General features: G+C 62.2%; 9 protein-coding genes. 6 read left to right on the top strand and 3 right to left on the bottom strand.

Going from position 1 to position 11,816, the window contains the following annotated elements; all coding sequences use genetic code 11:
* The first annotated feature begins 110 nt into the window (after window positions 1-110).
* The 6 genes from wecB to CTR2_RS03755 all read left to right on the top strand — a co-directional run bounded on the left by wecB (window position 111) and on the right by CTR2_RS03755 (window position 9,271).
* Window positions 111-1,292, top strand: a complete 1,182-nt coding sequence (wecB, locus tag CTR2_RS03780) for a non-hydrolyzing UDP-N-acetylglucosamine 2-epimerase (protein WP_087085023.1) — start codon at window positions 111-113, stop codon at window positions 1,290-1,292.
* Window positions 1,279-3,501 carry a cyclic di-3',5'-guanylate-activated glycosyltransferase NfrB gene (gene nfrB / locus CTR2_RS03775; RefSeq protein ID WP_087085024.1) on the top strand — a complete coding sequence of 741 codons (2,223 nt, stop codon included), beginning with the start codon at window positions 1,279-1,281 and terminating at the stop codon, window positions 3,499-3,501. Before wecB ends, nfrB begins: the two co-directional genes overlap by 14 nt.
* A 10-nt stretch (window positions 3,502-3,511) precedes the next feature.
* Complete coding sequence (locus CTR2_RS03770; RefSeq protein ID WP_087085025.1) at window positions 3,512-6,262, top strand: NfrA family protein; 2,751 nt, start codon at window positions 3,512-3,514, stop codon at window positions 6,260-6,262.
* 101 nt (window positions 6,263-6,363) lie between these two features.
* Window positions 6,364-6,687, top strand: a complete 324-nt coding sequence (locus CTR2_RS03765) for a hypothetical protein (RefSeq protein ID WP_087085251.1) — start codon at window positions 6,364-6,366, stop codon at window positions 6,685-6,687.
* Between the two features lie 32 nt (window positions 6,688-6,719).
* Window positions 6,720-8,354, top strand: coding sequence for a DUF2334 domain-containing protein (locus CTR2_RS03760; RefSeq protein ID WP_087085026.1), 1,635 nt, complete (start codon window positions 6,720-6,722; stop codon window positions 8,352-8,354).
* Window positions 8,355-8,401: 47 nt separating this feature from the next.
* Complete coding sequence (locus tag CTR2_RS03755; RefSeq protein ID WP_254913450.1) at window positions 8,402-9,271, top strand: DUF4434 domain-containing protein; 870 nt, start codon at window positions 8,402-8,404, stop codon at window positions 9,269-9,271.
* A 134-nt stretch (window positions 9,272-9,405) separates the two neighbouring features.
* Here the strand turns inward: CTR2_RS03755 and CTR2_RS03750 are convergent, their stop codons facing one another.
* From CTR2_RS03750 to hisH, 3 genes are all read right to left on the bottom strand, one after another.
* Window positions 9,406-10,272: a D-hexose-6-phosphate mutarotase gene (locus CTR2_RS03750; protein WP_087085028.1), complete on the bottom strand. Its 867-nt coding sequence runs from the start codon at window positions 10,270-10,272 to the stop codon at window positions 9,406-9,408.
* Window positions 10,265-11,008, bottom strand: coding sequence for a 1-(5-phosphoribosyl)-5-[(5-phosphoribosylamino)methylideneamino]imidazole-4-carboxamide isomerase (gene hisA, locus CTR2_RS03745; RefSeq protein ID WP_003058631.1), 744 nt, complete (start codon window positions 11,006-11,008; stop codon window positions 10,265-10,267). Before hisA ends, CTR2_RS03750 begins: the two co-directional genes overlap by 8 nt.
* Before the next feature lie 109 nt (window positions 11,009-11,117).
* On the bottom strand, window positions 11,118-11,786 hold the full coding sequence (gene hisH, locus CTR2_RS03740; protein ID WP_034357476.1) for an imidazole glycerol phosphate synthase subunit HisH: 669 nt from the start codon (window positions 11,784-11,786) through the stop codon (window positions 11,118-11,120).
* Between the last annotated feature and the right edge of the window lie 30 nt (window positions 11,787-11,816).

Genomic DNA, 11,816 nt, shown 5'->3' with positions numbered 1-11,816 from the left:
CGACCAGCACGAGGAGCTGGCTGACATACCCGAAGCAGAGCGTGAAAGATGATTTTGAGCAGGTACGAATGAAGAACGTCTGATACCAATTGACTCAAAGGGAGAACGCAATGAATCAGGACTCCGAGGCTCTTCACGCCAAGCCAGACATCGCGCAGTTGCTCATCGTGTCCGGGACCAGGCCCGAAATCATCAAGCTGGCCCCTGTCTATCACGCCCTGCAGCAGACGCACTGGGCTCGCCCCATCTGGCTGCATACCGGCCAGCATGGCGACATGGCCGCGCAAATGCTGGATTGCTTTCATATCCAGCCCGATCATGTGCTGCAAAGGCAAGGAAGTTCACTGCTGGAATTCGCCACGGGCTGCCGGGTTCAGCTGGAGTCCGTGCTGACGAATACGAGCTGTGAGGCAGTGATCGTTCAAGGCGACACAGAGAGCGCGTTTCAGGGTGCATTGGCCGGCTTCTATCTCAAGATTCCCGTCGTCCATGTCGAAGCCGGCCTGCGCACCTACAACCTGCACCGACCTTTTCCGGAGGAAGGCCTGCGGCAAATGATAGGTCGCATTGCCAGTCTGCATCTGGCCCCCACCCCGAGGGCCCAGCAGGCGCTGGAGCGCGAAAACGTGGCCAAGGAAAAGATCGAGCTCACCGGCAACACCGTCGTCGATGCCCAGCTCTGGGCCAGCCAGCATCACCACATCCACCGCCGCATGCAGGGCCGGGGCCATATTCTGGTCACCATGCACAGGCGTGAGAACTGGGGCCCCGATGTGGACCATGTGTGCGAAGCGATTGCCGATATCGCGCGCGAGTTCCCCCAGGTGCCGGTGCTGTTCCCGGTCCACCTCAATCCGGTGGTCAAGGAGCCCGTATACCGCCTGCTGGGCGGACTTCCCAATGTCAAGCTGACGGAGCCTCTGGACTATCTGGCCATGCAGCAGGCCCTGGCCGATGCCTGGCTGGTGCTGACCGATTCCGGCGGACTGCAGGAAGAGGCGCCAACCTTCAAGGTGCCGGTGCTGGTCTTGCGCGACGAGACCGAGCGTCCCGAGGTACTGGAAGCTGGCTGCGCCGCTTTGGTCGGAGCCGACAGAAGCAGGATCGTTCAGTCCGTGCGCCACCTGATGCATGACGATGCTGCCTACCGGAGCATGCAGGCCAGCAGCAACCCGTTTGGTGACGGGACTGCAGCACAGCGCACCGAGAAAAGACTGCACCAGATGCTGAGGCCTGATCACGCAGGCCTGGCCCAGAAAGCCGCTGAAAGGACGCGCCATGTCCTGGCTTGACCTGTTCACCGGATACCTCTATGTTCTCAAGAGCATCGCCATCGTCATTGCGGTGGTGATCTTCATCAGCGGACTGGACGATCTGTTCATCGACCTCATGTACTGGGGACGGCGCGCTTGGCGTGCACTGACCGTGTATTCGCGCCATGAGCAGATGAATCACAAGGCCTTGCTCGGGGTGGACGAGAAGCCGCTGGCCATCATGGTGCCCGCCTGGCAGGAGCATGGCGTGATCGGCAAGATGGCGCAGCTGGCGGCAACCACGCTGGACTATGAGAACTACCACATCTTCATCGGCACCTACCCCAACGACCCCCAGACCCACGCCGATGTGGAGCAGGTAAGAGCCCATTTCCCGAATGTGCACAGCGTGGTCTGCGCACGCCCCGGGCCGACCAGCAAGGCCGACTGTCTCAACAATGTGCTCGATGCCATCTTCCAGTTCGAGCAGCGCTCGGGCATCGAATTTGCGGGCTTCATCCTGCATGACTCGGAAGACGTGCTGTCCAGGCTGGAGCTGAGGCTGTTCAATTTTCTCGTGGATCGCAAGGATCTGATCCAGCTGCCGGTCTACCCCCTGGAGCGGCCGCTGCGCGAATTCACCGGCGGGCATTACCTGGACGAGTTTGCCGAACTGCATGCCAAGGACATCGTCGTGCGCGAGGCCATGGTGGGCCAGGTGCCCAGCGCCGGGGTCGGCACCTGCTTCAGCCGCCGCGCCATCACGGCGCTGCTGGAGCTGGGCGATGGCGTGGCCTTCGATACCCAGAGCCTGACCGAGGACTACGACATCGGTTTCCGGCTCAAGCAGCTGGGCATGCGCGAGATCTTCGTGCGCTTTCCCGTGCATGACGCGGACCAGCCTGCCGATCCCGACCAGCCACGCCGACACGGGCGCAGCGCGCGTGAAGCCAGCGTCATCTGCGTGCGGGAGTTCTTCCCCGATACGCTGAATGCGGCGGTGCGACAGAAATCCCGATGGATCACGGGCATCGTGATCCAGGGTTTCAAGACCCTGCGCTGGACCAAGAGCGGCGTGCTGAACTATTTTCTCTGGCGCGACCGCAAAGGGGCTCTCACCAATTTCGCCAGCTTTCTGGCCATGCTGCTGGCGATGCAGCTGATTGCCATCTGGATCTACCAGCGCCTGGTACCGGACAGCTACCGGTTTCTCTCCATCTTCCAGGGCGACTGGTGGCTGTATGCACTGCTGGCTGCGAACTTCATGCTGATGCTCAACCGCATTGCCCAGCGCATGTTCTTCGTCACCAGCTACTACGGCATCGTCCAGGGATTGATGTCGCTTCCGCGCCTGCTATGGGGCAATCTGGTGAACTTTCTGGCCAACTGGCGGGCAATCGCCCAGGCGCTGCAGGCCAAGGATATCCGGCGCATGGCATGGGCCAAGACCGATCATGACTTCCCCATGCTGGGAGAAGGACCCAGACTGCGACAGCCCCTGGGACAGATACTGATCGCACAAGGTGCCCTGACAGAGAGCCAGTTGCAGGAAGCACTGGTGCGCCCCACTCCCGGCTTGCGCCTGGGCAGTGCGCTGGTGCACAAGGACCTGATCAGCACCGCACAACTGGCCGCTGCAGTTGCCCAGCAGGCTGGCGTTCCATGGGAATTTCTGGGAGAGCACCTGATCCCCGACGAGATCGCGGCGCTGCTACCGGCACATCTGGCACTGCATTACAGCGTGGTGCCGCTGCGCGAGGAGGGAGAAGCGCTGATCCTGGCCAGCGAGTCGGTCATAGACCCGGTCTCGCATGCAGCCCTGGAGCGCAAGCTCGAGAGGCCTGTGCGCTACCTCATTGCCCCCAAGGGAGAAGTCACGGTCGAGCTGCGGCGTCTGTATGCAAGACAGCATGGGGAGCCGGCTCGCGAACTGCTGACCTGGGCCGTGGAGCGCAAACGCGTATCCGCCGAACAGGCGAAAGAGCTGTGGAAATTCTATGTGTCGCGGCAGCTGATGCTGGGCGAAGTGCTGCAAGCCCTGGGCCGCATCGACACGGCCGTGCTGAATGCCTTGCTGCTCAGGCATGAGCAAAGCGATGACAGCCTGGGCCTGTTCCTGGTGAACCAGGGGGCGTTGACGCAGGCCACGCTGGATGAAGCACTGCGACTGCAGCAACAGCTGCAGGTCACCATGGCGCAACTTTTGCGCCGCCTTGATGCCGCCCCGATCGTGTCTGTTGCTGCTTAGGTGCCAATATATGAAGCTTTCTCGTCCTATTCTGGTTCTTTCCCTGGCATGCGCCACCCCATACGATGGTCTGGCGCAGACGGTGGATCTAGGTCCGGATATCACTCCCAGACAGCGCTTTCAGGTCTATCCCCGGATCGACAAGGCGTATGAGGCCATGGCGCGCGGAGATGGTCAGCGCGCCATCTCCGAGCTGCAGCAGGCTCAGCGTCTGGCACCGGACAACACCGAGATCGCCTTGCAATTGGCGGCAGCCCATCGCCGCTTTGGCCAGCCCGCACAGGCCGAAGCTGTGCTGAAGGCTCAGCTTCAGCGCCACCCTGGCGATGCGCGCCTGGCCCAGGCTCTGCGCGATATGCATCAGGGAGCCGTTCCGGCCAGACAGCCCGAGTCTCAAGCCCTGCCCGCTCCTGCGGCCAAGGAGCCACCGAAGACACCAGGCACAGCCGCGCCTTCAGCAGCGACAGTACCAGAGCCGACAAAGGCTGCCACCTCGACAGCAGACACCACGCCGCGCCCGCGCAAGAGCCCGGCAACACAGGCCATGCCTGCGGGTTACGCCAAGGCCAGCCAGGCCTATGCCGCAACCGAGCGGCGCGACTTCGCCGTGGCCTTGCCTCTTGCAAGGCAGGCCGTAGCTGCAGCCCCCGGGCGTCTGGACTATCAGCGCCTGCTGGTCTACCTGCTCGTCGAGAACGGGCGCTTCGACGAGGCCGAAGCCCGGGCAACAAGGCTGGACAAGGTCAAGCAGCTGCAGTCGGACTCCGATTGGCAGATGCTGCGCACATCCATACGTCAGCGCCGCGCCCTGCGGCCCTTCGAGCAGGCCTTGCAGGCACGCGAGCAAGGCGACATGGTCAAGGCCCTCAGGTATGCCGAGACCAGCGTCCGAATAGCGCCGGATGCACTGGCTCCCCGGCTTCAGTGGCTGGGCTTGCTGCTTCAGGATGGGCAAGCGGCCCAGGCGCAGCGTGTGGCAGAGCAAGGGCTGGCACTGCAGGACGATCCAGCACTGCAAGTGCTGCTGGGTGTGGCCCTGCATGCACAGGGTCGCGGCAATGCTTCTGTGCAGGCTTTCGACGCAGCACTGGCGGCCCCCCATCTGGCGCGCTCGGAACGGCAGAATTACGGTGTCATTGCCGTTGATGCGGCGCTGGCCAGCGGTCAGACCGATCGGGCGCAGCGGCTTGTTCAGGCGCTGGAGACGGACAGCAATGCCGACGTCAGCAGCCGCCGGCAACAGCTCAAGATGCTGCGCTCCTCAACCATGTCACGCAACTACGAGCTGCCACTGCCCCTGGTCAACTGCTTCAGCGCCGGCGATGTGCCCGGCTGCGAAATCTGGCCCGGGCAGGAGGCGCCAGACCCGGCATACAAAGTCGCACATGAGGCCTATCAGGCCTACAGCGATGGGCAATATGCTTTGGCGGCAGAAAAGGCCGGGGCTGCCGTGCAGCTCAACCCCGGACATCTACCCTACCGTCAGCTTCGCCTGCAAGCCTTGCTGGCTGCAGGCCAGAAGGAGCAAGCCCTCGAAGAGGCCGATCAAACCCTGCAGCTGCAGCCCGATGCCGTCGAAGTGCTGGCCTTGCGCAGTCGTCTGCGCCACGAGCAGGGAATGACCGAGGCGGCCAATGCCGATGCACAGGCGGCCTTGCAGATGGGCGGCCTGTCGCTTTCCAGCGAGGTGGATCTGCTGCTTCAGCTGGGGCGGCGAGACGAGGCTGCAGCACGCTTTGCCCAGGCTGTCTCGGAGCCTGAGCTGCAGCAAAGCGCCGACCCCAATCTGGCCTATCTGGCCATCCGCGTGGGGGACGATCGCAGTGCCTTGTCCATCTTCAACCGAGCACGGGACCAGGAGCGCCTGCCGGACACGGCGCTGCGCGATGGCGCCTACGCTGCCAGCAGGCTGGCCGAGAACGATCAGTCCATCGACTACTTCAAGCAGGCCATTGCCGCAGCACATGAAGGCAGGCTCGCCATGACGCCGCAGCAGCAATATGAAACGCGGCGTGAAGTTGCCGACCGGGATCGCTCCTGGGGCATCAACACCTTGCTCGGCTATCGAGGTATTTCCCTGGGCGCGGCTGGCGCCCAGCCCGGCCTCTATGGCGACGTGGCCCAGCTCGTCAGCGAGGTGTACTGGCGCCCGCAGAAGTTCGGCGACGGCCGCTTCTGGGAGCTGTACGGCGGCGCTGCTCAAACGGTCTACAGCCGCCACGATGTGCCCACGGGCGGCGAGACCACTCAGGGTGCCGTCGGCATTCGTGCCAAGCCGCTGAGCGATCACAACCTCATACTCGCGGTCGAGCGGCGCGTGCGCATCGGCTCGCTGTCCAGCAACGACTGGTTGCTGCGCATGGGGTATTCGGGCGGCATGGGCACCGATCTACGCGTCGATGTGCCCAGCTGGAACACCGTCAATGTGTACACCGAAGTAGGCCGTTTCATTCATCGCAAGCAGAACTACGCGACTTTCGAAGCCCAAGCAGGGCGCAGTTTCCGTATGGGGGGGGGCGACTCGAGACTGGTGCTGTTTCCGCACGCAGTCCTGGGCGCTGATTACAACTCTGAACGCACAGCCTCGGGCAAGCAAAGCTCGGTGGGCGCTGGCGTTGGTGTGAACATGCGTTTCTGGTTCCGCGAGGACCGTGACCATGCTCCTCGCTCCTACCTCGACCTCTCCCTGCAGTATCGCGCCCGGCTTGCCGGGGACGAAAGAGGGAAAGGCGTGTTTCTACGTGCCGCCTTGGTGTTTTGAGATGGCACGCCTTTAAGGCCCGAACCCATCGCCATTTTTAGAGTTTATGGAGATGGTGTTGTTTGCACTTTTTCTTTCTGCTCTCCAGAAAGGAGACTCTCATGCACTCCCATGATCAAAGGCAGGCTACGCGCGCGCTGCTCGTGCTGGCACTGCTGACCTGGGCCAACTGGACCCTGGCCTCCAACGTCATGCCGCCCCCCTTGCCGCCTGGGGCCTCCCAGATCCGCATGGACGCAGGCGCTTCACCCGTAGAGCGCAAGCGCAACGAACGTGCGCATCACCACAAAGGACATTTCAAGAAGGATTTCACACGGGATGACACGCTGGACGAGCCGCCTATCAAACCCGGCAACTCCTCCCCCGGCAGCCCGCCGAAAGGCAAGCCCAATCCAGGCAGTCCATTCCGCGACCAGCAGCAATAGGCCTCACCGTGTACTGATCTCAGGAGAGTCTCATGAAAACCCTAGGACGCATTCTTGGGGCATGGCTGCTCGCCATGCTCTTTGCGAGCCCTGGCGCCTTTGCGCAAACAGGTCCCCGCACACTGATCCTTTATGACGCGCCGCCCAATACGGCCTACACCAAGCTCGGTATGGGCTATGCCATCATGCTGCGCAATCTGCTCGGACATTTCGACAGCAAGGTCGATATGGTCCCGGTGCAGAACTACACGGCAGGCCAGCTCAGCGGCTACGACGCCACGTTCTATCTGGGCTCGTACTACGACAACCCGGTTCCCGCCGCCTTCATGACCGATGCCGCCAGTTCGAGCAAGACCATAGTCTGGTTCAAGTACAACATCTGGCAGTTTGCCTGGGACCCAACCTACGGCTTCCAGTCCCGCTATGGCTTCAACCTGACGGCGCTACGAGGACTCAATGCGGCGCCAACTGCGAGCAACACCACGCCGGGGTTCTTTGACACCATCACCTACAAAAACCTGCCCTTTGTCAAATACTACGCATACGACAGCAGCACTGGTGCCGTGAATGCGGATCCCGATGTGGGGCTGACGGCCATCACCGACACCACCAAGGCCCAAACCCTGGTTTCCATGTCCAATCCCAAGACCGGCGAGCAGGCGCCCTATGTGGTGAGGTCGGGCAACTTCTGGTATGTGGCGGATATGCCGTTCAGCTATATCGGACCGCGCGATCGCTATCTCGTGCTGGCAGACATGCTGCATGACATGCTGGGGGTGAACCATGCCGAGAGCCACAAGGCCATGGTCCGTCTTGAGGATGTGAGTGCCAATGTCAGCGTGACGGCAATGAAATCGCTGACGGACTACCTCTACCAGCAGCGGATACCGTTTTCGATTGCGACCATTCCGTACTACAAAGATCCTCTTGGCGTGTACAACTCGGGAGTGCCGATGCAGGTGCCGATGTCACTGGCGACCAATCTGAAGAGAGCTCTCAACTATGCACTGGTGCGCGGCGGCGAAATCGTGATGCATGGCTACACGCACCAGTACAGCAATGTGCGCAACCGCTATACGGCAGTGAGTGGCGATGACTACGAGTTCTGGGACATTGTCAACAACAAGCCCGTGCCGGAAGACTCGACCACCTGGGCTTTGGGACGCTATCGAGCCGGTCTGCTGGAGTTGTCTCTCAATGGATATCGCGCTACAGCATGGGAAACCCCGCACTACCAGGGCTCGGCGCTGGCATCCAAGGCCAGTACGCAGGTCTTCCCCAAGACTTATCAGCGCGTGGTGTACTACACCGCAGACAACCCCAATTTCACGGCATCGGTGGAGAAGGATTTTGCCGTGGGCCAGATCTTCCCCTACCCCATCCAGACCGACTACTACGGCCAGAAGGTGCTGCCCGAAAGCCTGGGAAACATCGAATACGACATCCACCTGATCGATCCGACTTCCTCCTTCAACTACACATGGCAGGACATTCTCACCAATGCCCAGTATGTGAAGACGGTGCGTGACGGCTATGCCTCGTTCTTCTTCCACCCGTTCTGGCTGGAGCCGCAGGTTGGAACCCCTGGCCTGGCGGACTTCAAGAGCCTTGTCAGCGGCATCTCCAATCTGGGCTTCACCTGGACGGTTCCGAGCCAGCTGCCATGAAAGAAAAGCGCTTTCTCCGAAAGGAGAAAGCGGCTCGATCCATAGATATGACGATGGAACAATGCACCAGACGCGAGGCGCTGGGCCTGGCATGGGCGCTGACCTGCAGCCTGCCTGATGCACAGGCCAAGCCCAGCCTGCGTCTGCCTGGCATGGTCTGGCAGCCCAGTGCCGGCACGCTACGCCCTCAAGGCGCATGGCAGCGCCTGGGCATCCGCCGCCTGCTGGTGCAATGGACGGCCGTAGACAATCTGAGCCTGGTGCCCGGCACTTACCTGCCCTCTATGAGCCGCTACCTCCCGGACTGGGAGCGCATCGCTGCAGAACCCTGGGCGCAGGAGCTGATTCTCGGCTTGGCCGGCATGCATGACGAGGCCAAGGCCCGCGCCGGTCTCGCAGATCTGGCAATGCAGTCCTATGCTTTGAAAGCGGCGATCACGGCACTACCACTGCGGGTTGCCGGCTGGTACTTTCCGGTCGAAGTCGATCCGACCTGGGCTGCACCCAGTCTTCTCACCGAGGTTCTCAACAAACTGCCACGTCCGCTGTGGATCAGCGCCTATGACAATGCCAACATGGGTCCCCAGGCGCTGGTTGACTGGATCATGCGCTGGATACCCGAAGATGTGGGCGTGTTTTTCCAGGACGGCGTCGGCGTACACGCGCGCACTCCCAACGTGGCACGCGAATACCTGCAGATGCTGACCGCCCATCTGGGCCAGGCACGGGTACGGGTGATTGCAGAGGCCTTCCGGCCTGCACCGGGCGGCGGATTTCGCAGCGCCATGGCAGAAGAATTCCTGCCGCAGTTGGCGGCCTACCAAGGCTGGACGGTCTTCGCATTCGACGGCCCGCATTATCTGAACCCGCCTCTGGTCGATGCATTGGCGGATGCTCTGGGCACCAAATCCCGATGAATCGCCGTCCGCCTTGCTTCTGCAGCTCCGGCTCATGGAGCCGGCAACAGGGCCGAGCAGGCTGACGGCCAACAGGTCTTCGCACAAGGACAGACCCGGGCTCGGGGTGGCATCACCCCGCCCCGTTCAAAGTCTCAAAAGCATTCGAAGGTTTGCGCCGCCTTCCAGCGCTGCTCGGGTGCAAGAACCACAGGTGCATCAATGGCCGCAGCCTCCACACACAGCATCTGCTGCCAGCTGTCGGCCTCCATGTCCTTGAGCGTGGCGCACAATGCGGGGCCGGGATTCCAGACCACGGTTTCGCTCCAGGATGCATCCTGGGCAAGCCGCAGCCATGGCTGAGCCGAGCTTTGCAGTTGCAGGGCTGCAGCCGCACCTGGATAGACGCGATCGATCTCCGCACCGAAGCTGACGCAGCCCTCCTGCGTGACATGGGTGTCCGGCTGAGCCGCAGCAGCATCCCAATAGCTCAAACCTTCGAGACCGTGCAAGCTGGCCTGCTCGACCTGCGCAACGCGCAGATAGCCGTGCAAGGCGGCGGTAAAAGACAGGTCCTGCCGGCCGCGGTTATGCACGGCCAGCTCCACGCGCAACATGCCGGGCCTGAGCTCGACCCTGAGCACGGCTTCGAAGGCATGCGGCCAGACGGCCCGCGATGCTTCGCTGTCCGTCAGGCGCAGGGATATCTGCGCACCATCCTCGCCCGATGGCTGCGCAGCATCGGCCTGCCAGTGGCTGATGCGCGCAAAGCCATGCTTGACCAAGGGGCCGCGCTGATTGAACTGGGGAAAGCAGACCGGAATGCCGCCGCGAATGGCGCTCTGGCCGTCATGGGCCGCGCGGGGACTGAGGAACAGGCGCTCCTGCCCGCGCCCGACCCAGGACAGCACCTGGGCGCCCTGCAGGCAGATCAGCACCGAGTCGCCCTGGCCCAGCTTCAAAGCAATGGCAGGGAGTCCTTTCCAGTCAGCGGCCTGGGCCTGAAACGTCAAATCACTCACCCGTGAGTTCGTCCGCACGCTCCTGGCCTGCGGCGAAGTCCAGATCGCCGGTATAGATGGCGCGGCCACAGATCACGCCTTCCACGCCTTCGTCCTGCACCTTGCACAGCGCTTCGATGTCGGCCATGCCGGCCAGACCGCCCGAGGCGATGACCGGAATCTTCAGCGACTGGGCCAGCTTGACAGTGGCGTCGATATTGATGCCGCTGAGCATGCCGTCACGACCGATGTCGGTGTAGATGATGGATTCCACACCCCAGTCCTCGAAGCGCTTGGCGGTCTCGATCACATCCTGGCCGGTGAGCTTGCTCCAGCCGTCGATGGCCACCTTGCCATCCTTGGCATCCAGGCCCACGATGATGTGGCCGGGAAAGGCGCTGCAGGCATCCTGCAGGAAGCCCGGGTTCTTCACGGCAGCGGTGCCGATGATCAGGTACTCGATGCCCAGATCGATGTAACGCTCGATGGTGTCCAGATCACGGATGCCGCCGCCCAGCTGCACGGGAATCTCGCCATCGACTTCCTTGAGGATGCTCTTGATGGCCGACAGGTTCTTGGGCTGACCCGCAAAGGCGCCGTTCAGGTCCACTAGGTGCAGGCGGCGGGCGCCAGCATCCAGCCATTTGGCGGCCATGGCCGCGGGATCTTCACCGAAAGTGGTGGACTGGTCCATATCACCCTGAATCAGGCGAACGCAGTGGCCGTCCTTGAGGTCGATAGCGGGGATGAGCAACATGATGGTGATCTGCTAGCAAGTTTGGCCGTCAGAAATGGCCGGTTGAAGAAACTCGGGTTGACAGTGAATAAGTCCTGCGATGCGCGCAAAGACTGGTTCAATGTTGACCTTAGGGCTTCCAGCCCAGGAAGTTGCGGAACAGCGCCAGTCCCTGGTCCGAGCTTTTCTCGGGGTGGAACTGGGTTGCGAAAATATTATCGCGTGCGACGGCACATGCAAAGAGGCCGCCGTAATCGGTCTCGGCCGCGCAATGCGCGCTTTGTTGCACCTGCGCATAAAAGCTGTGCACAAAGTAGTAGAAGCTGCCGTCGGGAATTCCGGCCCACAGCGCATGGGGCTTGCCGCCCTGCTGCGTCTGCTGCACCTGGTTCCAGCCCATCTGCGGCACCTTGAAGCGGCTGCCGTCGGCTTGCGTCCTGCCTTCGAGATCGAACTTGCGCACATTGCCGGGAATCAGCCCCAGGCCCGGCACATCACCTTCGTCGCTGTGGTCGAGCAGCATCTGCATGCCCACACAGACGCCGAACAGCGGCTTGTTGACGGCGGCATCGAGCACGGCCTGCTGCAGGCCCGATTCGCGCAGCTCGCGCATGCAGTCGGGCATGGCGCCCTGACCGGGCAGGACCACGCGGTTGGCGGCATGGACCACATCGGGGTCGGCCGTGACGACCACGTCCCAGCCGGTATCGGCTGCGGCCGTGCGCACCGCCTGCGAGACCGAGCGCAGATTGCCCATGCCGTAATCGACCACGGCCACGGTATTGTTCTTCAAACTCATAGCAGCTACCGCTTATGGAGATTGGTTTTT

The sequence above is a fragment of the Comamonas thiooxydans genome (assembly GCF_002157685.2).
Taxonomy (GTDB): Bacteria; Pseudomonadota; Gammaproteobacteria; order Burkholderiales; family Burkholderiaceae_C; genus Comamonas; species Comamonas testosteroni_H.
The sequence above is the reverse complement of the archived record's forward strand: the minus strand, read 5'-3'. Positions and strand labels throughout refer to the sequence as shown.

Bases quoted from the DNA above. Each gene is read 5' to 3' on its own strand.
- wecB (WP_087085023.1), top strand. From the start codon at position 111: ATGAATCAGGACTCCGAGGCTCTTCACGCCAAGCCAGACATCGCGCAG.
- nfrB (WP_087085024.1), top strand. From the start codon at position 1,279: ATGTCCTGGCTTGACCTGTTCACCGGATACCTCTATGTTCTCAAGAGC.
- CTR2_RS03770 (WP_087085025.1), top strand. From the start codon at position 3,512: ATGAAGCTTTCTCGTCCTATTCTGGTTCTTTCCCTGGCATGCGCCACC.
- CTR2_RS03765 (WP_087085251.1), top strand. From the start codon at position 6,364: ATGCACTCCCATGATCAAAGGCAGGCTACGCGCGCGCTGCTCGTGCTG.
- CTR2_RS03760 (WP_087085026.1), top strand. From the start codon at position 6,720: ATGAAAACCCTAGGACGCATTCTTGGGGCATGGCTGCTCGCCATGCTC.
- CTR2_RS03755 (WP_254913450.1), top strand. From the start codon at position 8,402: ATGACGATGGAACAATGCACCAGACGCGAGGCGCTGGGCCTGGCATGG.
- hisA (WP_003058631.1), bottom strand. From the start codon at position 11,008: ATGTTGCTCATCCCCGCTATCGACCTCAAGGACGGCCACTGCGTTCGC.
- hisH (WP_034357476.1), bottom strand. From the start codon at position 11,786: ATGAGTTTGAAGAACAATACCGTGGCCGTGGTCGATTACGGCATGGGC.